We start from the raw sequence: 23,771 nt of genomic DNA, 5'->3' as shown, positions 1-23,771 counted from the left end.
CCCGCGGGGGGCTCACGCCACCTTGGGCTTCTCGCCCGGCGCCAGGTGCACGTTGATGCTCTTGGCGCCCGACACCGACAGGTACGTCTCCACGTTGCCCTTGCCCCCGGGCTCGAAGGCGATGACCGAGTCGTGGGCGCCGAACTTCGCCTCGATGGACAGCTTGCTGCCCTTCACCGTGTACTTCGCGGTGGTGGAGCGCGTGCCGTTGAGGTTGATCTCCGCCGTGCCGTTGTCGAGCAGCTTGAGCGCGAGCGTGAAGTCGCCCTTGTAGAAAACGGTGTCGATCTTCCCCTTGAAGGCGGCCTGCTGGGGCCCCAGATCGATGAACTCGCCGGTGCCCACGTTCAGGTAGGGCAGCAGCACCTGCGCCCAGATGCTCAGCGGAGCGCTCGAGGCGGTTCCCCGCCCGATGAAGTTGCGAAAGTCGACCATGCGGATTCCTGGGGATAAGGGTGAAGGCGGCGAGCGTACCCCAACCCTCACCGGCGCCGGGCGGCGATCAACGCGAGGCGGCCCACGAGCTGTCCCAGATAGCCGAGCCACACCAGCACCAGGCCCCAGACGAAGAGCAGCTTGAGCCCGGTGAACACGGACGAGGCGCGCAGCAGCAGCCCCAGCATCCAACAGCCCACGCCCAGGGCGGTCGCCTTGGAGACGCCCTGCAGGCGGCTGAGCGCATCGGGAAAGCGCACGAGGCCCAGCGCCGCCACGGCGAGGAAGAAGGCCCCACAGACCAGGCACGCGGAGGACAGCAGGAGCCCGAGACTCATGGCGCGCGCTTCTCCAGGGGCTCGGGGGCGCGTTTGTCCGTGGCCTGGGCGCGCAGCGCGGAAGTGGAGACGGCCACCGCGCCCACCACCGCGAGCGCGAGCGCCACGTCGTCCAGCAGGGGCAGCTTCCAGGCCTCCGCCACGAGCAACAGCAGCGACAGGCTCAGCGCCCCGGTGAGGCTCGCGGCCAGCAGGCGATCCGCCGCGCTCACGACGTTGCCCCACAACACCAGCACGCCCAGCAGCGTGACGAGCAGCAACAGCGCCAGGCCCGCGTAGAAGACGTTCATGGCAACCCCCGAGGCGGCGGTGGCAGACCGAAGACGCGCGCCACCCGCCGCTCCAACTCCCGGACCTGGGCGAGCGCGAGGGCGGCCCGCTCGGGATGGATGTCCAGCAGGTGCAGGGTGAGCCGGTCATCGCGGCCCGGTCCCTCCACCGCGAGCAGGCCCGGGAGCACGCCCACCACCCCCTGGAGCAGGCGGCGCGCGGGGCCCGCGGGCAGACGGCAGCGCGTCTCCAGGAAGCCCGGGGTCGACAGGGGTCGGGCACTCAACGCCCGCCGGGCCACGTCCACGCCGCCCCGGACGAGTCGCCCCGCGCAGAAGCACAGCAGGCCCGCCAGACGCAGGGGTCGCACACACGGCGCGCCCGAGGGCTCCAGCGCGGTCGAGCCCCAGAGCGTCAACGGCAGCGCCACGAGGCCCAGGGCGAGCCCCGCCGGACGGCCTTCCACGAGCGCGGCCCACAACAGGGACAAGAGGCCCAGTCGCAGGACCCACGAAACATGACGGCTCGGCATGCGGCGCCCCCCGGCGACGATGGTGTCTAGACATGGCCATCGGGAAACCCGATGGCCATCCGTCCCGCGGGGCAAGGCGCCGTCCACTATTCGGGAATGAGGAAGTCCTTCACCACCGCCATGTGCTGCATGTTGGTGGCGCCGCTGTCACCGCTCTGCGCGGGGGAGATCTCCGACAAGGGCGAGTACACGCGCGTGTCCACCACCAGGCCCCCCGCGAAGGAGCTGCCGCCGATGAGGGTCGCCGTCTGGTAGGCGCGCAGGTTGCTGCTCACCAGCACGTGATCGTACGGCTTGCCCCGGCTCGCGTTGGTGTTGGTGTTGCCGTTCTTGTCCGCCGGGTAGGGGCTCGCCGTGGACACCACCGCGGAGAACGTGGAGAAGAGCGCCTCGCCGCGGCTGTCCGAGTTGTAGTCGCCGCCAATGGCGAGGTAGTCGCCCGCGGGCACCTTGCCCTTGATGTAGTTGACGAGGTTGGTCGCCTCGGTGTTGCGCACGCTGCTGCCCGAGGTGAGCAGATGCACGCTCACCACCCAGAGGTCCTTGGACCCGGGGATGTCGATGCGCGCCCAGGCGAAGTCCCGGTTGCTCACCTGGGTGTCCTTCCACTCGCCCGACTCGAGGATGGGGTAGCGGCTGATGACGCCGTTGGGGATCTGCGCGCCCGTCTCGCGGTAGTAGTAGAAGTTGGAGCCGAAGGCCGTGTTGACGAAGGTGCGGATGTCCGCGGCGGAGTTGGAGCCGTAGTTGAACTCCTGGATCATCACCACGTCCGGCTTGGTGCCCTGGAAGATGCGGGTGCCGTGGCCCGGGTCATAGGCCTGGTAGTTGCCGCTGGAGATGTTGGCCGCCATGAGCCGGACGCGGACCGACGCGAGCCCCGCCTGCTGGGACACGAGCTCCTCCGTGTCAGGTGACGACGTCTCCAGCGCGGGCCCACACGCGAGCGCCAGGGAGAAGAGGGGCAGCAGCAGCGAGGAACCAAGGCGGAACGTCTTCGAAGCGCGGGCGCTCAAGGGCATGGCGTCGTCCTGTCCGGGGAAGAGGAGCGCGCATCAAACGGGCCCTTCGAGCGGCCTGACAAGGCCCCGCCAGGTTTCGGATTATGACTGGAGGTGCAGGCAACCCGCCGGGCCAGGACCCGCTGCACCCGTCCGGAGAGCAGGCGGGCCAGCGAGCGCCATGGGTTGTAGTGCCGCCGGGCAGTGCACATCTCCGAACGCATCGACGGTTGCGCGGGGACGGTGGGGCGGGTGCTCGCTCGCGGCCTCGCGGCCAGGGAGCGACAAGCCATGCGAAGAGCACTCATCGCCGTGGGACTGGTGTTCGGAGTCGTTGGTTGCGCGGGTGCGCAACGCGTGCCCCCCACCGGGCAGCTCGTGGACTCACAGGTCACCATCCGCCAGGCGGAGGAGGCGGGCGCCAGCGCGGTGCCCGATGCCGCCCAGCACCTGCAGTGGGCCCAGGAACAGACGGAGGGTGCGCGGCGGCTGCTCGAGCAGAACCGGCGTGACGAGGCCGCCCTGTTCCTCCAGCGCGCCGCGGCCGATGCGGAGCTGGCCCTGGCCCTGGCCCGCGAGGCGCCCGCCCGCGCGGAAGCGGATCGGGTGCTCCAGCAGGTGCAGCGGCTCCAGCAAAGCACGGTGCAGTGACGGCCAGACGCCACGGCTCGGCGATGCCGCGCCTCCGATAGGAGAAGTCATGCAATGGAAGACACTGACGTGGGGAGTGCTCGGAGCCGCGGTCATCTCGGGGTGCGTGACCAGCACGCCCCGTGAATTGAAGGATGCCCGCTTCGCCTACCAGCAGGCCTCCATCGGGCCCGCGGCGCAGTACAGCCCCGAGGCTCTGGTGCAGGCCCGCGCGGCCCTGGAAGAGGCCAACCGCGCCTTCGAGATCCAGAGCGACTCGGAGCGGACCCGCACGCTCGCCTACGTGGCCCTGCGCAAGACGCAGCTCGCCGAGTCCCTGGCCCGTACCGCCGTCGCCCAGCAGGAGCGGTTCAACGCCGAGCAGCAGCTCGCCGACGCCCGCTCGCTCGACGCGGCCCGGACGCGCGAGGAGCTGGCGCGCACGCGCACGGACCTGGCCGAGGCCCAGCGGCTGCGCGCGGAGGCCGAGCAGCGACAGGCCGAGTTCGAGCAGCAACAGCGCCAGGCGGCCCAGCAGCGCGAGGAGGCCACCAAGCTCCAGGCCGAGCAGCAGCGGCTGGCGCAGGTGGAGCAGCAGGAGCGCGAGCGCCAGGCCCAGCTCGACGCGGCCCAGCAGCGCGCCAACGAGCTCAACAGTCAGCTCGAGCAGGAGCGCCAGGCACGCGCCCAGGCCGAGCAACGCGCCGCCGAGGCCCAGGCCGAGGCGCGTGCCCAGGCCCAGGTGGCCAGCGAGCTGCGCAACATCCGGCAGGTCCAGGTGAAGGAGGAGTCACGAGGCCTGGTCCTCACGCTCTCCGGCAGCGTCCTGTTCCGCTCGGGCAGCTCGGATCTGCTGGCCGCGGCCCGGCGTCGGCTCAACGACGTGGCCAGCGCGCTCAACAAGACGGAGAACCCGCTGCTCATCGAGGGCCACACGGACAGCCAGGGTTCGTCCGAGCTCAACGACGAGCTGTCCTACCTGCGCGCCGAGGCCGTGCGTGACTACCTCGTCGACCAGGGCGTGGACCGGGAGCGCATCCGCATCGACGGCCGGGGCAAGGAAGCGCCCATCGCCTCCAATTCCACCTCCGAGGGCCGCGCGAACAACCGGCGCGTGGAGATCATCATCGAGCGCGGCGTGGGTGGCGGCGGCGGCGGCGGCGGCGCGCAGCCCGCGCCCAAGAAGTAGTCCCGCGCCCGCTGGAAACACGACGGCCCCGCCACCCTCTTGGGGCAGCGGGGCCGTGGTGCGTCGAGACGCCCGACGACTACTTGAGCTCGGAGGGGTGCGCGGGAACCTTCAGCTCCCCCGACACGATGCGGGCGCGCAGCTCCTCCACCTTCTCCAGGGCCTCGGCGCGGTTGGGGAACTCCACGCGCACGGGCGCGTAGGTGACGCCGCCCTCCTTGAGGCCCAGCGACACGTCCCCGCCCTGGAACTTGTTCTGGGTCAGGTCACGCACGGCCTCGTAGACGGCCAGGTCCACGCGCTTGACCATGGAGGTGAGCACCGCGTCGGGCGCCAGGTGCGCCTGGTCCGAGTCCACGCCGATGACGAACACCATCTTGTTCGCGTCGCGCGCCTCCTTCACCGCCTGGATGACGCCCAGGCCGTCCGAGCCGGCCGCCTGGTAGATGACGTCCACGCCCTTGGCCAGCAGGTCCTGCGCCACCTGCTTGCCGGCGGCCACCTTGTCGAAGCTGCCCGTGTAGTTCACCAGCACGGTGGCCTTGGGGTTGGTGGCGGCCACGCCCGCGCGGAAGCCCGCCTCGAACTTCTTGATGAGGGGCACCTCCATGCCGCCCACGAAGCCCAGCTTGCCGCCCTGGGAGGCCAGACCGGCCAGCGCGCCCACCAGGAAGCTGCCCTCCTGCTCCTGGAAGACCACGGCGCGCACGTTGGGCAGGGTGTAGGGCTTGCCATCCGAGCCCACCAGCGGGCTGTCGATGAGCAGGAACTTCGAGTCCGTGTTGCGCTTGGCCACCGTCTCCACGGCGTTCTCGAGCATGAAGCCCACGCCCACGGACAGGGCCGCGTTCTGGTCCACCAGGAGCTGCAGGTTGGGCTCGTAGTCCTCGGCCACCTTGCTCTGCAGCACCACGGGGGTGACGCCCACGGGGGCGATCTCGCGCGAGGCCAGGTCCTGCGTCAGCGACTCCTTGAGCTCCGCGGGCGAGGCGTCCGTGTAGGAGCCTCCCTCCACCTTCTTGCCCGCGCCCCAGAGCTCCAGGCCCCGCAGCGCCGAGTCGTTGAAGGAGTGGTCACCCCGGCCGCCCACGTCCGTCACCAGGCCCACCTTGAGGGCCTTGGCCTGGGGGGCGGTCCCGGCGGCCTGGGGCGCGGTTTGCTTGGCGTCTTCCGGCTTGGCCGTCTCCGACTGCTTCTTGCAGGCGGACACGAGCACCAGGGCGGACATCAGGGACAGTCGCAGCAGGGAGGGACGAGGGGCCATGCCGCCGCGTCTAGCAGAGCCCCACCCCCCCCACAAGTTCAGCGCCGGATCAAGCCAGGAGCGCGGCGCCGATGATGCCGCTGTCGTCGCCCAGCTCCGCCTCGGAGATGAGCAGACCCTCACGCGCCGTGGTGGAGGCGTACTTCTGGACGCCCTCCACCACCCGCCGCCGCAGGCCCGGGCAGTGCGTCAGCACGCCGCCGCCCAGGATGAGCCGCGCCGGGTTGAGCACCGTCACCTGGTTGGCCACCGCCAGCGTGAGCATGAGCGCCACGCGCTCGTACAGCTCGCTCGCCACTGGGTCGCCCTGCTCCGCCGCCTTCTCCAGCGTCACGGGGGTGATCTTCTCGACCACGCCGCCCGTCAGCTCGCGGATGGCCGGGGACTTGCCGCCCTCGAGCAGCTCGCGCGTCTGGGCCATGAGGTTGTGCCCGCCCACGTAGGCCTCCAGGCAGCCCAGCTCGCCGCAGCCGCACTTGCGCCCGTTGGGCACCACCTTGGTGTGGCCCAGCTCGCCCGCCACGCCCCCGCCGCCCGTCACCAGCCGGCCGTTGGCGATGACGGCGCTGCCCACGCCCGAGCCCACGAACACGGTGTACATGTCCTGCGAGCCCCGGCCCGCGCCGGCGTTGAACTCGCCCCAGGCCGCCGCGCGCAGGTCATTCACCACCCGCACGCCATGGCCCAGCTTCTCCGACAGGAGCGCGCCCAGCGGCACGTTGCGCCAGCCCAGGTTGGGCGCCACCGCGAGCACGCCCGACTCGCCGTGGATCTGCCCCGCGGCGCCCACGCCGCACGCGCGCACGTCCAGCGCGCCCGCGGCCGTGATGGCCTGCTGGGCCGCCCGCGCGATGGCCTCCACCACCGCCGAGGGCGAGCGCTCGGAGAGCGCCACCTTGTCCACGGCGAGGATCTTTCCGTGATCATCCACCACCGCGGCGCGCGCGAACGTGCCACCGAGATCGATTCCGAGCCTGGCCATCCTGGGGTCCTCTCCGCGCGACGTCGTGTCGTGTGTCTGGATCATCATCTCAAATGCCCACTTCCCGCTGCATGGTCTCCACCGTGCCCTCGATGAGCTGGCGGATCTCCTCCAGCCGCTCGGGGGTGCGCGCCTCGAAGCGCAGCACGAGGATGGGCTGGGTGTTGGAGGCCCGGATGAGCCCCCAGCCGTCCGGGAACGTCACGCGCACGCCGTCCACGTCCACCAGGGAGTGGCCCGCCTGGCGCAGCCGCTCGGTGGCGCGCTTGACGATCTCGAACTTCTTCTCTTCCTTCGTGTCCACGCGCAGCTCGGGCGTGGCGTAGGTGCGCGGCACGTCGGCGAGCAGCCCGGAGAGCTTCTGCTCCTCGTGGGTGAGGATCTCCAAGAGGCGCGCCGAGGAGTACACCGCGTCGTCGAAGCCGTAGTAGCGGTTCTTGAAGAAGATGTGGCCGCTCATCTCCCCGGCCAGCTCCGCGTGCTCCTCCTTCATCTTCGCCTTGATGAGCGAGTGGCCCGCCTTCCACATGATGGGCCTGCCGCCGTGCTTCACGATGTCGTCATAGAGCGTGTACGAGCACTTCACCTCGCCCACGATGGCGGCGCCGGGGCTCGCCTTGAGCACGTAGCGGCTGAAGAGGATCATCAACTGGTCGCCCCAGAGGATGTTGCCCTGGTCGTCCACCACGCCGATGCGATCGCTGTCCCCGTCGTAGGCGATGCCCACCTCGGCCTTCTCGCGCTTCACCGCGGCGATCAGGTCCTGCAGGTTCTCCACCACCGTGGGGTCCGGGTGGTGGTTGGGGAAGCGCGCATCCATGTCGCAGAACAGCGGCACCACCTCGAAGCCCATGGACTCGAAGAGCGGCACCGCGATGGCCCCGCCCGTGCCGTTGCCCGCGTCGATGACGATCTTCATCCCCCGCCGGCCCATCTTCACCGTCTGGCGGACGAAGTGGTTGTAGGGCGTGATGATGTCGTAGGGGCTCACCGTGCCCGGCCGCTCCGAGCGCTCGAAGTCGCGCGCCTCGATGAGCTGGCGCAGCGCCTGGATCTCCGCGCCGTGAAAGGTCGTCTTGCCCGCGCCGATCTTGAAGCCGTTATACTCGGGCGGGTTGTGGCTGCCGGTGATCATCGCCAGGCCGTCCACCGGAAGGGTGTTGGCGGCGAAGTAGGTCAGGGGCGTGGGCACCACCCCCACGTCGAACACGTCGAGCCCCGTGGAGGTCAGGCCCTTGCACAGCGCGTCCCGGAACACCGTGGAGGACTCGCGACAGTCCCGCCCCACCACCACGGTCCGCCCTCCCTTGCGCCGCACCACGGTGCCCAATCCCTGGCCCAGTAATTCCACCACTTCGGGGGTCAGATCCTTATCCACCAGGCCACGGATGTCGTACTCGCGGAAGATGTGCGCGTTCATGAGACGGTTGGTTTCCCTGAAAAGCCCCCGGCGGAGGTCCCAGCCGAAGGGCGGCGCACTCTACACAAGCCCGAATCGGGCGGATATCCAAGCCGGGGTGCCCCTTCCCTGGAAAAATTGACGCGGCACGAAACCTACAAAATCCCACTTCCGATAACCCAGGACATACAGCTTCACACACCGAGGGCCCCCCCACCATGAGCACGCGCATCCCGGAGCGAATCCCGTCCGCCGTCCCCTCCCGGGCCGCGGGCCCGGCCACCCCCCTCTCGGCGAACACCCCGGCCGCCACGGCGTCCCCCGCCCCCCGCGCGGCCCCGGCGGATCATTTCGAAGCGAGGAGCCCCAACGGCCCGGCGGCCACGCCCGTCCCCCCGCGTCCCGGCGGCACCCCGGTGCCCACGTACACGGACGACGCGGACCCGATGAAGCACATCGCCTACCTGGCCTCGGACGCGCTGCAGGGCCGCGACAGCCCCTCGGACGGCCTGAGCGCCGCGTCCGCCTACGTGCAGCAGCTCGCCCAGAAGTACGGCCTGGAGGGCCCCAACACCCTCAACCCGAGCAACCCCTACCAGCAACGCTTCCCGGTGTTCTCCTTCCTGGACAAGGGCGGGGGCGCGGGGCTCGCCCACGACGATGACGCCTGGTCGCACGGCACGCACAAGGAGTTCGGCCACACGCTCTTCCAGGAGGGCTTCTACCTGGACGAGGCCATGCCGGCGGACACCCGGGAGCTGCTCACCCAGAAGTACGAGGCCACCCAGCAGGCCACGGGCAAGGCGCTCGCGCCGCGCTCGGGCCCCATGAGCGTGGACGAGCTGCGCCAGGCGGCCCAACAGGACGGCAAGGCGGAGAACACCCTGGCCCTGCTCAAGGGCACCGGGCCCCACGCGGACGAGGTCATCGTGGTCATGGCCCACCTGGACCACGTGGGCACCACGCGCGGCCAGGTGAACAACGGCGCGGACGACAACGCCTCGGGCAGCGCCGTGCTGCTCGCCTCCATGCCCGAGCTCGTCGAGGCGCAGAAGGCCGGCAAGCTGGACCGCTCGGTGCTCTTCCTGTGGACGGGCGCCGAGGAGAAGGGCCTGGTCGGCTCGCAGTACTTCGTGGATCACCCCATCCCCGGCCTGGGCCTGGACAAGATCAGCGGCGTCATCAACATGGACATGGTGGGCCGCTGGGACGATCAGCGCCTGTCGGTCGTGGACACCAACACGCGCAACACGCCCAACTACTTCCGCGATCTGCTCGACACGGCCAACCAGCGCATGACGGACCCGTTCGACCGGCTCAACCGCGACATCAACCAGTACCGGGACCGGCAGGACGGCGCCGTCTTCTCGCGCAAGGGCGAGGACGTGCTCTTCATCTTCGAGGGCCTGTCCAACCCCAAGGGCGGCGGCGACCTCATCGAGGAGTACCACCAGCCCACCGACGACATCGAGAAGATCATCGAGGACAACGGGGGCAACAAGCCGCGCCGGGTGAAGGACCTCATGGTGGACATCATCCAGCAGGCGACCAACCGCGCCTGAGCCGCTGGGGCGGGCCGCGGGGGCGCGCACGGGCGCGCGAGCGGGTAGGCTCGCGCGCGCCATGCACCTGCTCCGCGCCGCCAGTCGATTCGTGATCCTCGCCCTCGGGCTGTCGTGGCTCACCGCCGCCGTGCTCCTCACCGGGGGCCACCCCGGCATGGCCCTCGGCGCGCGGATCGCCACCGCCGCCGGGCTGGTGCTCGCCGTGCTGCTCGCCGCGTGGCGCTCGCGGCCCCTGGCGCTCGGGGTGCTCACCGTGCTGTGCGGGGGCGTGCTCGCGTGGACGCACACCGTCCAGCCCTCGCTCACCCGGGATTGGGCGCCGGACCTCGTGCGGGCCCCCCGCGCCGAGGAGCAGGGCACGCGCGTCACCTTCCACGACGTGCGCGACTTCCGCTACCGGAGCACCACGGACTGGGACGCGGCCTGGTACGACGCCACCTACGACACGAAGGACCTGGTGCGCGCCTGGTACATCGTCGAGCCCTTCTCCGGCTTCGAGGGCGCGGCGCACACCATGGTCAGCTTCGAGTTCACCGGGGATCGCTTCCTCGCCTTCTCCGTGGAAATCCGCCGGGAGCGGGGCGAGACGTACTCGGTGCTCGGCGGCCTGTTCCGCCAGTACGAGCTCATCTACGTGGTGGGTGACGAGCGCGACCTCGTGCAGCTGCGCAGCAACCACCGGCGCGACGACGTCTTCCTCTACCCCGTGCGCGCGACCCCGGAGCGCACCACCGCCTTCTTCCTGGACATGGTGCGGCGGATGAACGCGCTCCAGGAGCGGCCCGAGTTCTACCACTCGCTCACCAGCAACTGCACCACCAACCTGGTGCGCCACCTGGAGAAGGTCAGCGCCACGAACGTGCCGTACGACCAGCGCACCCTCTTGCCCGCCTACTCGGACGAGCTGGCCTTCGCGCTCGGGCTCCTCGACACCGACGTGGGGCTCGCCGAGACGCGCGAGCGCCACCGCATCAACGCCCGGGCGCTCGAGGCCCAGGGCCGGGACGACTTCTCGCTGCGCATCCGCGGCCGGGGCCCCGCGGCGCCGCTGAGCGCCACCGGGGAGCCCTGAGCCCGGGCCGGGTGCGTCAGGTGCCCACCGGGTCCGCGGGCAGGGCGGGCGAGGACTCGTCCAGGGGCACGTGGCCCTCGGCGTCCTTGGCCTGGGCGATGCGCTCGTCCAGCTGGGTCACCAGGTGCTCGAAGGCCTCCCGGCTGATGACGCCGCGCTGGTAGGACTTGAGCAGCGAGTCCTTCTCCACGATGAGCACGCGCCGCAGGGCCTCCTGGTGCTCCTCCTCGTGGAAGCGGTTGGTCTGCAGCTTGAGCGCGGACAGCTCGTTCTCCGCCTCGCTGGCCTTCTTCTGGTAGTCCTTCTCCAGCTGCTCCAGCACGTCCGCGGGGATGTCCCGCGTGCGGCGCATGCCCTCCAGGGCCACCAGCGCCGCGTGGATCGCGCCCACCCGGCCGCGCGCCAGCTCGTACTGCTCCTGGTAGATGTCCTTGAGCCCGGTGATGCCCAGGCGCTTGAGCAGGGGCGCCATGGTGAGCCCCTGGACGATGATGGAGAGCACCACCACGCCGAACGTCATGTTCACCAGCAGCTCGCGGTGGGCGAAGTCGTTGGGCAGACCGAGCACGAGCACCATGGAGATGGCGCCGCGCAGGCCGCTCCAGGTGAGGACCGCGCTCCAGCGCCAGGGCATCTTCTCCGAGGTGAAGCGCAAGAGGCCCGACACGCCGTAGACCACCACCGCGCGGCCGATGAGCACCGCCAGGTAGGCCAGCAGCACGGGCTTCCACGACGCCAGGAGCGAGCCGAGCTGCACCTCCAGGCCGATGAGCAGGAAGACCACCGAGTTGAGCGCGAACGCCAGGTACTCCCAGAAGCTCGCCACCGCCACGCGCGTGGTGGGGCTCATGCTCGTGGTCGCCACGCCGTTGCCACACAGCATGCCGGCCGCCACCGTGGCGATCACACCCGAGTAGTGGAACTGCTCGGCCACCACGAACGAGCCATAGGCGGCGATCATCGTGAGGGTGATCTCCACCATGGCGTCGTCGATGCGCTTGATGATCTGGGAGATGCCGTAGCCGATCCCGCAGCCGATGAGCCCACCCATGCCCGCCACGCGGATGAAGTCCCACGCGGCGCCGCCCAGGGTGAACTGGGCCCCGTTGGCCACCGCGACGATGAGCGTGAAGAGCACCACGGCGGTGCCGTCGTTGAGCAGGCTCTCGCCCTCCACGAGGACGGCCAGGCGCTTGGGCACGCCCAGCGCCTTGAACAGGCCCACCACCGCGATGGGATCCGTGGACACGATGACCGCGGCGAACACGCACGCGTGGATGAGGTCGAAGTCCTCCACCAGGTGGAACCCGCCCACCGCCGGCGAGAGGATGAGCGCGGTGATGGCGCCCGAGGCCACCAGGCCTGGAATGGCCAGCGCGTGGATGGCCATCTTGTTCTTCCAGAACTTGCGGAACTCCACGTGGAAGGCCGCCTCGAAGATGAGGCCCGGCAGCAGGATGGCGAAGAGCAGCTCCTTGGTCAGATGCGGCGGCTCGAACAGGTGCACCGCGCCGAGCGTCAACCCCGCCACCACCAGGGCCACCGTGTAGGGAAACTTGAAGTAGCGCGCCACGATCGCCACCGCTGTCGCGATGGAGAAGAGCAGCACGAAGGCCAGTTCGAAATGCATGGTCTTCCGCCCGTTTGGAGTACAAACCACCCATACCCCATGGACCCGCGCTCCGGGAACCCTCCGGACGCCCCCACGCCCACGGGGCAAAATGCCCCACGTCCCGGAGGACGCGCGTTGGCGCCCTGGCGGGAAATACGGCATTGCTGGGTGACATGGCCCCCGACATCTCCGATGCGCTCGCCGCCGGCCTCTTCCAGGCGGCCCATCAGCCCCTCATCCGAGCCATCGTCGACAACCTCTCCGAGGGGGTCATCATCGCGGACGCCGCGGGCACCATCGTGTACTTCAGCCCCTCGGCCCGGGCCTTCCAGCTCTTCGGACTGCCCCGCATGGGCCAGGAGACCTGGCGCACGCGCTTCACCATCACGGACCCCATCACGCAGCGGCCCTTCGATCTGGAGCGGCTGCCGCTCGTGCGGGCCCTGGCGGGCGAGGTCCACGCGGCTGACATGTTCGTCCAGTCGGACTTGCACCCCGAGGGTCAGCACCTGCACGTGAGCGGTCAGCCGGTGAAGAACCCGGAGGGAGAGCTGCTCGGCGCGATGATCTTCATCCGCGACACCACGCGCGAGCGCCAGGCCGAGGCCCGCCAGCGCGAGGCCGAGCAGCGCTTCCGCCTCATCGTGGAGGCCGCCCAGGAAGGCATCTGGACCATCGATCCCGAGGGCAACACCACCTACGTCAACCGCCACCTGGCCCAGCTGCTCGGCTACACGGAGCAGGAGATGATGGGCCGCGACGCCATCGACTTCATCGCCGAGGAGCACCGCGCCCAGGTGCTCGTCAACTTCCGCAAGCGGCGCGAGGGCATCTCCGACGTGCACGAGCTCGCCCTGCGACACAAGAGCGGGCGGACGCTCTGGACCATCATCTCCTCCAACCCCCTGTACGACGCGGCGGGCCACTACACGGGCGCCCTGGGCACGATCACCGACATCACCCAGCGCCGGCAGGCCGAGCAGCGGGTGATCCAGCTCAACGAGGACCTGGAGCGGCGGATCGCCGAGCGCACCGCCCAGCTCGAGTTCTCCAACCGCGAGCTGGAGGCCTTCGCCTACTCGGTGGCCCATGACCTGCGCGCGCCCCTGCGCAGCATCTCCAGCTTCACGCTGGCGCTGAGCGAGGACTGCGCCGACCAGCTGCCGAGCGAGGGACAGGACTCCCTCAAGCGCATCCGCGCCGCCTCGCAGCGCATGTCCGACCTCATCGACGGCATCCTCGCCCTCTCGCGCGTCAACCGCGCCGAGTTCCAGGAGACGGAGGTCAACGTGTCCACCCTGGCGCGCCAGTGCGCCGAGCAGCTCAAGCGCTGGCAGCCCGAGCGCGCGGTGACGTTCCACCTCCAGGAGGGGCTCGTGGACCGGGGAGATGTCCGGCTGCTGCGCTCGGTGCTGGAGAACCTGCTGGGCAACGCCTGGAAGTTCACCCGCGAGCGGCCCCAGGCGGAGATCCACTTTGGCGTGCGGCCGGAGCCCGGCCCCTCGCGCGTCTACTTCGTGCGGGACAACGGCGCCGGCTTCGACATGGAGTACCAGGGCAAGCTCTTCGGTGTCTTCCAGCGCCTGCACACCCAGCAGGAGTTCGAGGGCAACGGGGTGGGCCTGGCCACCGTCCAACGCATCCTCCGCCGCCATGGGGGACGCGTCTGGGGCGAGGGCCAGGTCGACCAGGGCGCCACCTTCTATTTCACGCTGCACGAGCCCCCCCCCAGCGCGATCCCCCCCCCGCGCTGAGCCGCCCAATGGAGCCCCCCCACCCATGGTCGACGTGAGTCAACGTGTCATCCTGCTCGTCGAGGACAACCCCGACGACGAACTGCTGACCCTGCGCGCCCTGCGCCGCGGCAATATGCACAACCCCGTGGTCGTCGTGCGCGATGGCGCCGAGGCGCTCGACTACCTCTTCGTCCAGGGCCGTCACGCCGAGCGCGATCCGGACATCCGGCCCCAGGTCGTGCTGTTGGACCTGCACCTGCCCCGGCTGGATGGACTGGAGGTGCTGCGGCGCCTGCGGGCCCACGTGCGCACGCGCACCCTGCCCGTGGTGGTCCTCACCTCCTCGAAGGAGGAGCGCGACCTGGTGGAGAGCTACCAGCTCGGCGTCAACAGCTTCGTGCACAAGCCCGTGGACGTCACCGCCTTCTTCGAGGCCGTGCGGCAGCTCGGCATGTACTGGCTGGTGCTCAACGAGCTGCCCCCGCCCCGGAGCGTGGGATGACGCCGCTCAAGCTGCTGTTGATCGAGGACGCCGAGGACGACGCCCTGCTCGTGCTGCGCGAGCTGCGGCGCAGCGGCTATGACGTCACCTGCACCCGGGTCGAGACGGCCGAGGCGCTCCTGCAGGCCCTCAAGACGAGCCCCTGGGACGCCATCATCTCCGACTACGCCCTGCCCCGCTTCGACGCCCTGGCCGCCTTCCACCTGGTGCGCCTGCGGGGACTCGACGTGCCCTTCCTCATCGTCTCCGGGCAGATGGGCGAGGACACCGCCGTGGCGGCCATGAAGGCCGGCGTCCACGACTTCATGCTCAAGGATCGGCTCACCCGGCTCGGCCCCGCCCTGACGCGCGAGCTGCGCGAGGCCCGGCTGCGCGCCGAGCGCCGGGAGATGCAGGAGCAGCTGCTGTTGTCCGACCGGCTCGCCTCGCTGGGCCTGCTGTCGGCCAGCGTGGCCCATGAAATCAACAACCCGCTGTCCTCGCTCCTGGCCAACCTGGACTTCCTCCTGGAGACGCGGAGCATGCCGGAGCCGGGAAGCGAGCAGGAGCAGGCGCTGATCGACTCGCGCATGTGCGCCGAGCGCATCCGGGACATCGTGCGCGACATCAAGATCTTCTCGCGGCCCGAGGACAAGCAGCGCGCCGCCCTGGACGTCCACCAGGTGCTCGACTCGTCCCTGCGCCTGGCCCACAACCACGTGGCCCACCGGGCCCGCATCATCAAGGACTACGGCGCCCCGGCGCGGGTGATCGGCGGCGAGGGACCGCTCGGGCAGATCTTCCTCAACCTCATCATCAACGCCGCGGACGCCGTGGCCGAGAGCGAGGGAGCCACACGGGAGATCCGCCTGGTGACGCGGCTGGAGGACGCGGGGCAGGTGCGCGTGGAGATCCACGACACGGGCCGGGGCATTCCCCCCGAGGTGCGCGAGCGCATCTTCGAGCCCTTCTTCACCACCAAACCGGTGGGCCTGGGCACGGGCCTGGGACTGGCCATCTGCCGGCGGCTCGCGCAGGAGCAGGGCGCGCGGCTCGGCCTGGAGCGCACCGGTCCCGAGGGCACGGTGTTCTTCCTCGTGCTGCCCAGGGCGGAGGCGGGCGAGGAGCCCACCCCGAACGAGGCCTTGCCGAAGAGCCCCGAGCGCAACGTGCTCGTGCTGGACGACGAGGCCATGGTGGGCCGGGCCATCCAGCGCGTGCTCGGCGCGCCGTGCGAGGTCCAGGTGCTCGACCATGGCGCCAAGGCGCTCGAGCGGGTGGCCGAGGGCCAGCGCTTCGACGTCATCCTGTGCGACCTGCTGATGCCGGAGATGGACGGCCAGCAGTTCTACGAGCGCTTGCGACGGCTCGCGCCCGAGCAGGCCCAGCGGGTCGTCTTCATGACGGGAGGCGCCTTCTCCGAGCGCGCGCGTGTGTTCCTCGCGGACACGGGCCTGCCCTGCCTGGACAAGCCCCTGGAGCTGCGACGGCTGCGCTCGCTGCTGGCCCACATCGCCCCGCTGAACGCCCGGGCCTAATCGAGGAAGCGGCGCGCCCAGCGCCGCATGTCCTCCTCACTGAAGCCGCTCCACGCCCCGCGCGGCTGGTACATCCAGGGCTCCAGCACCCGCGCCAGCTCACGCCAGGCGGGCAGGTCCCGGCCCTCGTCCAGGTCCCCCGCCTCGGGCCAGGGGCCCAGGGTCACCACGGCGCGTCCGCCCTCCAGCGCCTCCACGGTCGTCCCGGACGTGTGCAGCCGGGCGCGCAGTCCCTCCACGCCGCCCAGGGGGCCGAGGACGTTGGGCCCGAGGAAGTTCATCCAGTGCACGCCCTTGATTTGGTAGCCCAGAACCGAGGCCTCGAAACGCAAATCGGGAATGTCCAGACCCGGGTAGCGGAGGGCGAATGTACGGAGCGCCTCCGTGTAGCCCACGACGCTCTCGGGGAAGTTGAAGCAGAGGCCCACGTAGCCGGAGGCATAGGGAAGCTCCCGAGCCAATCGAAGGGCCAGGTCTCGCACCCATTCGGGACCATGCTCCTCCAGCACCTCCGTGGGGAGGCGGAAGGACACCGCATTGGTTTCATCTACGGCGTGGGCCTCGAACAAGGTCCCCTCGTAGAGGACGTCATACCCGGTCACGGAATCAGGACGCTCGCTCAGCCACATTCCCATGGCAGGGTGTTCCAACATGTGCCCCCACATGATGGCCTGTCCCTTGGCATCGAGGGGATTCCAGTCCTCGATGAAGGGCTCCGCGTACCAACCGAGCGCATCGGGCTTCACCGCTTGACGGTACACCTCCACGGCTTTCAAGACGGCGAGCACCACCTCGCGGTGAAGGTGCTTCATGTGGAAGGTGATGCTCAGCCCCTCTCGAATCCCTATGAGTTCGGGTTCGTGCGCATCTCTCACCTTGAAGATACGGACATGAGGGTAGTGCGTAGGCATCAATAGCTGCCTTTCGGTGTCACGAGATGGACCAACGGCTGTCCTTCCAAGAGCTCCTTCCGATAGACCTGCCCTTGATTCTTGGGGAAGTGGGGATGAGTCGACGCATACCGACCCCACTGGGGCTGGTTGTCCTTCGGACAGGGAAACTTCAGGTCGTACACGCTCTGGACCTTGTTGGGATTGCCCGCCTCATGAACCACCACGTCGGGCGCCAGCGAGCCCACGAGCCGCCCCGTCATCCCGAGCAACACCCACTCCTTTACCTGCTCGGGGTCGAGCCGCGTCCAGCGGCCCGTGTCCAGGTCCTTCTGGTAGCGCGGCTCCAGGCTGAAGTGCTCGGGAAAGTACTTCCCGAGTTGCTGGCGGAGGCAGTCCATCGCCGCCGCGTGCTTCTTGTTTCCCAGGTCCATGGCGCGCGTCACGTCACGCCCGTTCTCCCGGCGCACCACCCGCTGGCACTCCTCCCGGTCCGGGCTTCGTCCGCGCAGTACGTCGTCCGACTGGTCGACCGCGTCACTCGCCCGTTTCGCGCACTGGACCACGAGTTCCTGGACACGTGCCAGTTGCGCCGCGTCCAACAGGCGCATCACCGCGGTCGCCGTGCGGGCCGCCTCCGCCGTGCGCGACAGCCACGGAAGGAGGGCCTCCTCGCCCGGGGCGCGTGTGACACAGGCGGGAGTGCGCAGGCAGACGCTCGTCGCCGAGTCCGTGGTCTGGACGGAAAGTCCCCGATGTCCGAGGCACCCCGTGCCCAGCAGGCTCAGGGCGAGCGGACCCCATAAATGGGCGCGAGTGGCCATGGCGCGCGTCTACCGCCCACGCGCCCCGGCTGTCCAGAATGGGGGCTCAGTGCGCCGCGGCCTGCGACTGCACGGCCGGCAGTCGGACGCTGGACTGCCGCAGCCGCCGCGCCAGCGCGTGGTAGTAGCGGTGCAGCGAGACGTTGAGCGGGTCCATCCGCAGCGCCTCCGTGTAGCGCTCCATCGCGCCGTCCAGCGCGTTCTGCGCCTCCATGAGGATGCCCTTGTCGAAGATCGCTCTCGCGCGGCCCTCCGCCTCGGGACGCGCCGCGAGGAAGGCCTGGCGCAGGCGGTTGACCGACGCGGGCGGCATCCCCGCGGCCAGGCACTGCGCCACCCCGCGGAAGTTGCCCCGCGACGCATCGAAGCGCGCCCGCGCCACCGGCTCGCCCAGCGTGCGCCGGGCCAGCTCCAGCTTGTTGCGCAGGGCCTCGAGCGCCTGGCGCTGCGTCTCCGGGAGGATGCGCTGGCGGAAGGGCTCCAGCCGCCGCTCGGCCTGGGCCACGCGCCGCAGCACCTCGGCGAAGTCCGCATGCGGGTGGATGGCCAGCAGCGAATACGGATCCTGGCTGCACGCCGTGGCGCGCGCGAGCAACTGCGCGAGCTCCGTGTCCGGCTCGGCCTCCACCGGGGCCGGCGCGAGCGCCTGGGCGATGAGCCGCTGGACGTCCTCGGACGGCTCGGAGAAGTGCAGGATGAAGCCCTGACGGCCGCCCCAGGTGCGCGCCTCCTCCGTGGGCAGCAGCCGCACCACGTCCGCGGCGCACGCGAGCACCCAGCCATTGAGCGACAGCTCCACGTCCAGGCGCATGCCCAGGCGCGGCAGGGCCCCGTCCCACGCGATGCGCAGGCCCTCGGCGCTCACGTCGTTGACGAACACCGGCATCAGCCCCCGGCCGAGCGCGTCCTCCACCCGCACCTGGAAGGCCATGGGCGCCATGCACCCGAACGCCGGCCGCCGCAGCGCCTCCTGCAGCGCGGCGCGCAGGGCCCGGGCGCTCGCGAAGCGCTCGTCCGGACGCAGCGACAGGGCCTGCAAGAGCACCGAGGAGAGCGCCGGCGGCACCTGCTCCTCCAGGAGGTGCGGGGCGATCGGCACGGTCGGCTCGTGCACGAGCAGCATCTCGCCCATGCGGCCCCCGCCGCCAAAGGGCAGCCGCCCCGTGAGCAACCGGTAGCCCAGCACCGCGAGCGCGTACAGGTCGGCGCGGCCATCCGGCTCGGAGCGCACCCACAGCTCGGGCGCCAGGTAGGCGGGGCTGCCCACCACCATGCCCGAGGCCACTTCCGCGTCGGACAGGCCCGCCGAGAGCGGCCCCGCCATGCCGAAGTCGAGGATCTTCACGCGCCGCGTCCCGTCGCGGTCCGTGCACAGCACCAGGTTCTCCGGCTTGAGGTCCCGGTGGATGATGCCCTGGGCGTGCGCGGCCTCCAGGCCGTCGAGCACCTGCAGCAGCAGCGCCACGCCCTCCGCGGGCGACAGCGGCAGCGGCAGGTGCGACAGGGCGGTGCCGTCCACGTACTCCATGAGCATGCAGTGGTGGCCGCTCGGCGCCTGGCGCACGTCGAGCACGCGCGCCACGTTGGGGTGCACCAGGTGCTGCTGCAGCGAGCGCCCTTCCGCGTAGAAGCGCTGGAGCACCGCGGGCAGCCGCGCCAGGTGCGGGTGCAGCACCTTCACCGCGAAGTGGGCGCCCGTCGCGCGGTGCTCGGCGAGGTACACGCTCGCCAGCGCACCCGTGCCGAGCTTGCGCGCGAGCACCAGGGGGCCATAGCCCATGCCCGCCAGCGCCTCGTCCGCGAAGTCGTCCCGGGTGCACCCGGCGCCCGCTTCATGCTCGGTGAAACAGTGTTCACAACCCATCGCCGCCCCCGAAGCCACGCCTGCCTGAACGGCGGCGTGCCGGAGGAACTCTGCAACCTTCGTGCACCCCTTGCGCTGGGGGCTATTCGACACGGCAAGTGGAGGCGAAGCGAGAAAGCGCGGAACGCCGGTGAAGCCGCCCCGTCATTTCTACAAATCCGGCCCTGAAAAAACGAAGGCACGCCGGGAAGCGCGCGGGTGCGCGGACTGCTCGAAAGGCTACAGGAACTTCTCGCGCTTGCGGGCCTTGAGCGCCTCCACCACCTTGCGCACGTCCTGGCTCTTGTCCTTGGGGACCACGAGCAGCGCGTCCCCCGAGTCCACCACCACCATGTCCGTGAGGCCCACGAGCGCCAGGGGCCGCTTGTCCCCCACGACCACGCAGCCCTTGCAGTCCACCAGCACCGCCTCCGGTCCGGAGACGACGTTGCCGTGGGCGTCCGCCGGGCGCACCTCGGGCAGCGCGGCGAAGGAGCCCACGTCGGACCAGCCGAAGTCGCCCGGCAGCACCGCCAGGTTCTTGGCCTTCTCCATGACGCCATAGTCGATGGACACCGAGGGCAGCTTCGGGAAGACGCGCTTGAGCACGCCCGCCCAGGTGCGCTTGCCCACCGCCTCACGCAGCGCCTTGAGCCCCTTGCCCATCTCCGGCATGTGCTCGGCGAAGGCCGCCAGGATGGCGTCCGCGCGGAAGACGAAGATGCCCGCGTTCCACAGGTACTCGCCCGACGTCACGTAGCGCTGGGCCGTCTCCGGATCCGGCTTCTCGCGGAAGGCCTTCACCTGGCGGCCCCCGTCCGGCAGCGCCTCGCCCACCTGGATGTAGCCGTAGCCCGTCTCGGCGCGGTGGGGCTTGATGCCCAGGGTGACCAGGTGGCCCCCGGCGGCCACGCGCGCCGCCTCGGCGAGCGTCTGGCGGAAGCCCTTCGTGTCCGCCACGTGGTGGTCCGAGGGCAGCACCACCAGGATGCCCTCCGGGTCGCGGGCGGCCACCGTGAGGGCCGCGAGCGCGATGGCCGGCGCGGTGTTGCGCGCCACGGGCTCCACCAGGAGGTTGCCCTTGGGCAGGCCCTTGACGAGGCGCATCGCCTGCTTCGCGTGCACCGGGCCACAGACCACGAGCGTGTCCTTCACCGAGGCCAGGCCCTTGAGGCGCGACACCGTGTCGGTGATGAGCGGGCTCTTGGAGGCCAGGGGCAGGAACTGCTTGGGGCGCGCCTTGCGCGACAGGGGCCAGAAACGGGTGCCGGAGCCACCGGCCATGATGACGGGATGGAGTGCCATGGGCGGCGCACCATAGCCGCTTGCCCGCCGCCCGCCAGGGGCTCGTCCGTCTGGATGCCCCACGACCTTGAGCCGGAGTTTTGACCCGGCGCTCAAAAGCCAGTCTCATGCCGACCGCGTTGGAGTCCAAGCACACATCGGTCGGGTTGACCCTCGCCCTGTCGCTCGCGCTCGCGGTGGGGTTGTCCCTCGCCCCGGTTCCGGAGGCGTTGCGTCCCATCCCCAGCCTCGGCCGAGGACCGGTGGGGCCGCAGCTGCTCGCGCTCGTCACCACCTCCAGCGCCAGCCGCAAGTCGGTGGGGGTGGAGCCCGACGCGGACACGCACTCGCCCGAGGTGCCAGAGCTGCCCGACGAGGAGCCCGAGGAGGCCGTGGCCGTCGTCGAGCCGCCGAGCCCCGATGCGGGGGGGACGCCCGCGGGAGCGACGGACCCCGGGGCGCCCGTGGATCCCCGGGGGCTCGCGGGCCTCTCGGGCCCGATGCTCGCCTCGGCCCTCAAGCTGGAGGCGCTGGGTGAGAAGATGGGCGCCCGGCAGGTGGACGTGGACCTGGGGTGCCGGCGCATGGGGCCCCAGGGCTGCGAGGAGCATGGCCTCGCGCCCTTCTTCGAGGCACTGCGGGCCCTGCACGAGGGCCGCCGCACCACGCCCGTGCGCGTGGAGCACCTGGGCGACTCGCTCATCGCCTCGGACCACATCACCGACGTGGTGCGCGAGCGGCTGCAGGCGCGCCATGGCTCGGGCGGCAAGGGCTTCCTCTATGTGGACCGGCCCACGCGCTCGGGTCGGGGCGTGCGCGCGGGCGTGGCCTCGCCCGGGTGGGAGTTCATCCGCGTCATCGACCGGGCACCGCCCCGCGACCGCCTGCCCTTCTCCGGCGTGGCCTTCGCCGCGGGCGTCTCGAGCGTGCAGGAGGTGCGCTTCGCGGTGGAGGACGCGCGCACCGCGGAGATCTTCTTCCTCGCCCAGCCCGGAGGCGGCTCGCTGCAGCTGCTCGCGGACGGCAAGCCCCTGCAGCGCGTGCAGATGCGCTGGACGCCCGCCGAGGTGGCCTCCGCCCGGGTGAAGCTGCCCGAGGGCCTGCAGACGCTGACGCTCAGGACGCGCGGCAAGGTGGAGCTGCACGGCGTGTCCCTGGAGAACGGCCAGCCCGGCGTGGTGTACGACACGCTCGGCCTGCCGGGGGCGTACGCGGGCGTCTTCCTGCGCGCGCACGCGCCCTACTTCCGCGCCCAGATGCGCCAGCGCAAGCCCGCGCTCGTGGTGCTCATGTTCGGCGGCAACGAGGCCTTCCGCCTGTCGCGCGACTGGACGAAGCCCGAGGAGATCCGCGAGGAGGCGCGCGAGCTGGTGCGGCGCGTGCGCGAGTCCGTGCCGGATGCCGCGTGCCTCGTCTGGTCCCCCATCGACGCGGCGGTGCGCACGCTGGGCGGCGAGCTGGTGCCGCGCCGGGGCTCGCGCGCCGTGGCGGACATCTTCCACGAGGTGGCGCGCGAGGGCGGCTGCGCCTACTGGGACGCGCTCACCGCCATGGGCGACGAGGGCTCGGCCATCCAGTGGCTGTCGGCCGGCATGCTCAACGCGGACCTCATCCACCCGCGCGCCAAGGGCTCCAACCTGCTCGGGCACCTCTTCGACCTGTCGCTCCAGCGGGCCTATGCCGCGAGCGCGCCGCCCCGCGTGGCGCTCGTGGACCCGCCGGGCCTGCGGGACGCCGACCGCGCGCTGAGCGCCACCTTCACGCGCATGCTCGCCCTGGAGAAGGGCGAGCCCACGCGCCTGGGCATCCTCCAACTGGGCGCCTCGCACACGGCCTCGCACTACTTCACCGACACCCTGCGCGGCGCGCTGAGCCAGCGGCTGGGCGACGCGGGCCGGGGCTTCGTCGCCGCGGGCCGGGCCTCCGATCGGCTGACCCCCTCGGGCGTGTCCCGCGAGCTGCTGGGCGAGTGGACGATGGAGGACGCGCTGGAGACGGCCTCGCCCGGCCAGGCCTGGGGCCTGAGCGGCGTGCGCGCCGTGGGGGCGCCGGGCGCCGAGTGGCGCATCCGCTTCTGCGAGGGCTGTGCCTCGGCCGTCACGCCCACGGCGCGCTTGTCCCTGTACTGGCTGGATGGACCCGGCGCGGGCCGCCTGGACGTGAAGGTGGACGGCGCGGCCATCTCTCCCGAGCCGCCTCCGCCCGAGCCCTTCACCACGCCCACGGTGCGCGTGCGCTCCTTCCCCGTGCCGGGCCCCGCCCACCTGCTCTCGGTGACCAACGCGGGGGGAGGCCCCGTGACGGTGCTCGGCGCGGCGCTGGACCTGGAGCGGCCCGGCGTCACCTACGACGCCGTGGGCCTGCCGGGCGCCACCGCCGCCACCGTGGCCACCCTGGAGCCCCAGGCGCTCGCCGCGCAGCTGTCCTCGCGCAAGCCCCAGCTGCTCGTCTTCTGGTACGGCACCAACGAGAGCGCGCTGCCGACGCTGGACGCCGCCACGCTGCGCGCGGACTACGGCGCCCTCATCGCCCGGCTCAAGCACGACGCGGGCGGCGCCGAGTGCCTCGTGCTGGGCACCACGGACCGGCAACAGCAGCGCGCGGAAGGCACGTGGGAGGAGACCCCGAGCCTGGGCACGGTGGTGACGGTGCTGCCCGAGGTGGCGCGGGAGCAGGGCTGCGCGTACTGGTCCGCCCGGGCCGCCATGGGTGGCGAGCGCGCCATGCTGCGCTGGCAGAAGGAAGGCCTGGGCCACGCGGACGGCACGCACCTGACACCCGAGGGCTATCAGCGGCTGGCGGGCCTGCTGCTCGCGGACCTCCAGTCGGCCTACGAGGCCTTCAAGCAGCACCCGCCCCCCGCCCTCGCCTCGGAAGGCCGCTGAC

The 23,771-nt window shown here is 70.9% G+C and carries 20 protein-coding genes and 1 pseudogene; 8 read left to right on the top strand and 13 right to left on the bottom strand.

The genetic code is table 11. The features are described 5' to 3' along the window. Positions 1 to 12: 12 nt before the first annotated feature. The 5 genes and pseudogenes from I3V78_RS07825 to I3V78_RS07805 all read right to left on the bottom strand — a co-directional run. Entirely contained in the window at positions 13 to 435 is a 423-nt protein-coding gene (locus tag I3V78_RS07825; protein ID WP_204485687.1) for a hypothetical protein, read from the bottom strand. A 47-nt stretch (positions 436 to 482) separates the two neighbouring features. Then, positions 483 to 773, bottom strand: coding sequence for a cation:proton antiporter (locus I3V78_RS07820; protein WP_204485686.1), 291 nt, complete (start codon positions 771 to 773; stop codon positions 483 to 485). Continuing rightward, entirely contained in the window at positions 770 to 1,063 is a 294-nt protein-coding gene (locus tag I3V78_RS07815; RefSeq protein ID WP_204485685.1) for a monovalent cation/H+ antiporter complex subunit F, read from the bottom strand. Before I3V78_RS07815 ends, I3V78_RS07820 begins: the two co-directional genes overlap by 4 nt. After that, positions 1,060 to 1,575, bottom strand: a complete 516-nt coding sequence (locus I3V78_RS07810; RefSeq protein ID WP_204485684.1) for a Na+/H+ antiporter subunit E — start codon at positions 1,573 to 1,575, stop codon at positions 1,060 to 1,062. The genes I3V78_RS07815 and I3V78_RS07810 overlap by 4 nt, the downstream gene beginning before the upstream one ends. A gap of 92 nt (positions 1,576 to 1,667) precedes the next feature. Then, positions 1,668 to 2,597 (bottom strand): annotated as a pseudogene (locus I3V78_RS07805) (endonuclease/exonuclease/phosphatase family protein); the annotation flags it as partial. 270 nt (positions 2,598 to 2,867) lie between these two features. Here I3V78_RS07805 and I3V78_RS07800 point away from each other — a divergent pair. Then, the gene (locus I3V78_RS07800) at positions 2,868 to 3,227 is read left to right on the top strand and encodes a DUF4398 domain-containing protein (protein ID WP_204485682.1); all 360 of its coding nucleotides are present in this window, start codon (positions 2,868 to 2,870) and stop codon (positions 3,225 to 3,227) included. A 49-nt stretch (positions 3,228 to 3,276) separates the two neighbouring features. Next, positions 3,277 to 4,395 carry an OmpA family protein gene (locus I3V78_RS07795; protein WP_204485681.1) on the top strand — a complete coding sequence of 373 codons (1,119 nt, stop codon included), beginning with the start codon at positions 3,277 to 3,279 and terminating at the stop codon, positions 4,393 to 4,395. A gap of 79 nt (positions 4,396 to 4,474) precedes the next feature. Here I3V78_RS07795 and I3V78_RS07790 read toward each other — a convergent pair whose 3' ends face one another. Genes I3V78_RS07790 through I3V78_RS07780 form a run of 3 tightly spaced genes read right to left on the bottom strand, consistent with a single transcriptional unit; the run spans position 4,475 to position 8,061 of the window. Further along, positions 4,475 to 5,659: a BMP family lipoprotein gene (locus tag I3V78_RS07790; RefSeq protein ID WP_204485680.1), complete on the bottom strand. Its 1,185-nt coding sequence runs from the start codon at positions 5,657 to 5,659 to the stop codon at positions 4,475 to 4,477. 49 nt (positions 5,660 to 5,708) lie between these two features. After that, entirely contained in the window at positions 5,709 to 6,641 is a 933-nt protein-coding gene (locus tag I3V78_RS07785) for an ROK family protein (RefSeq protein ID WP_204485679.1), read from the bottom strand. 49 nt (positions 6,642 to 6,690) lie between these two features. Continuing rightward, a complete protein-coding gene (locus I3V78_RS07780) occupies positions 6,691 to 8,061 on the bottom strand; it encodes a phosphomannomutase/phosphoglucomutase (RefSeq protein WP_204485678.1) in 1,371 nt (456 codons plus the stop codon). A gap of 197 nt (positions 8,062 to 8,258) precedes the next feature. Between I3V78_RS07780 and I3V78_RS07775 the strand changes: the two genes are divergently transcribed. Beyond that, entirely contained in the window at positions 8,259 to 9,602 is a 1,344-nt protein-coding gene (locus I3V78_RS07775; RefSeq protein ID WP_204485677.1) for a M28 family metallopeptidase, read from the top strand. Positions 9,603 to 9,663: 61 nt separating this feature from the next. Further along, on the top strand, positions 9,664 to 10,677 hold the full coding sequence (locus tag I3V78_RS07770) for an Lnb N-terminal periplasmic domain-containing protein (protein ID WP_204485676.1): 1,014 nt from the start codon (positions 9,664 to 9,666) through the stop codon (positions 10,675 to 10,677). A 16-nt stretch (positions 10,678 to 10,693) separates the two neighbouring features. Here I3V78_RS07770 and I3V78_RS07765 read toward each other — a convergent pair whose 3' ends face one another. Then, positions 10,694 to 12,307 (bottom strand): Na+/H+ antiporter, encoded by a 1,614-nt coding sequence (locus I3V78_RS07765; RefSeq protein WP_204485675.1) that lies wholly within the window; start codon positions 12,305 to 12,307, stop codon positions 10,694 to 10,696. 155 nt (positions 12,308 to 12,462) lie between these two features. On the opposite strand from I3V78_RS07765, the gene I3V78_RS07760 reads away from it, so the two are divergent. The 3 genes from I3V78_RS07760 to I3V78_RS07750 are packed head-to-tail and all read left to right on the top strand — an operon-like array spanning position 12,463 to position 16,044. Next, entirely contained in the window at positions 12,463 to 14,043 is a 1,581-nt protein-coding gene (locus tag I3V78_RS07760; RefSeq protein ID WP_204485674.1) for a sensor histidine kinase, read from the top strand. Between the two features lie 25 nt (positions 14,044 to 14,068). Further along, entirely contained in the window at positions 14,069 to 14,527 is a 459-nt protein-coding gene (locus I3V78_RS07755; protein ID WP_204485673.1) for a response regulator, read from the top strand. Continuing rightward, a complete protein-coding gene (locus I3V78_RS07750) occupies positions 14,524 to 16,044 on the top strand; it encodes a hybrid sensor histidine kinase/response regulator (protein ID WP_204485672.1) in 1,521 nt (506 codons plus the stop codon). The genes I3V78_RS07755 and I3V78_RS07750 overlap by 4 nt, the downstream gene beginning before the upstream one ends. On the opposite strand, the gene I3V78_RS07745 is transcribed toward I3V78_RS07750, so the two are convergent. The 4 genes from I3V78_RS07745 to I3V78_RS07730 all read right to left on the bottom strand — a co-directional run bounded on the left by I3V78_RS07745 (position 16,041) and on the right by I3V78_RS07730 (position 20,906). Beyond that, positions 16,041 to 16,856, bottom strand: a complete 816-nt coding sequence (locus tag I3V78_RS07745; RefSeq protein WP_239576339.1) for a type VI immunity family protein — start codon at positions 16,854 to 16,856, stop codon at positions 16,041 to 16,043. The genes I3V78_RS07750 and I3V78_RS07745 overlap by 4 nt on opposite strands. A 98-nt stretch (positions 16,857 to 16,954) precedes the next feature. After that, positions 16,955 to 17,758: a hypothetical protein gene (locus tag I3V78_RS07740; protein ID WP_204485671.1), complete on the bottom strand. Its 804-nt coding sequence runs from the start codon at positions 17,756 to 17,758 to the stop codon at positions 16,955 to 16,957. 46 nt (positions 17,759 to 17,804) lie between these two features. Continuing rightward, positions 17,805 to 19,622 carry a serine/threonine-protein kinase gene (locus I3V78_RS07735; RefSeq protein ID WP_204485670.1) on the bottom strand — a complete coding sequence of 606 codons (1,818 nt, stop codon included), beginning with the start codon at positions 19,620 to 19,622 and terminating at the stop codon, positions 17,805 to 17,807. Between the two features lie 219 nt (positions 19,623 to 19,841). Beyond that, a complete protein-coding gene (locus I3V78_RS07730) occupies positions 19,842 to 20,906 on the bottom strand; it encodes a mannose-1-phosphate guanylyltransferase (RefSeq protein ID WP_204485669.1) in 1,065 nt (354 codons plus the stop codon). Between the two features lie 107 nt (positions 20,907 to 21,013). Between I3V78_RS07730 and I3V78_RS07725 the strand changes: the two genes are divergently transcribed. Beyond that, positions 21,014 to 23,770, top strand: coding sequence for a GDSL-type esterase/lipase family protein (locus I3V78_RS07725; protein WP_204485668.1), 2,757 nt, complete (start codon positions 21,014 to 21,016; stop codon positions 23,768 to 23,770). Position 23,771: the final 1 nt, after the last annotated feature.

The sequence above is a fragment of the Archangium primigenium genome (genome assembly GCF_016904885.1).
GTDB lineage: Bacteria > Myxococcota > Myxococcia > Myxococcales > Myxococcaceae > Cystobacter > Cystobacter primigenius.
This window is presented reverse-complemented; position numbering and strand designations above follow the sequence as displayed.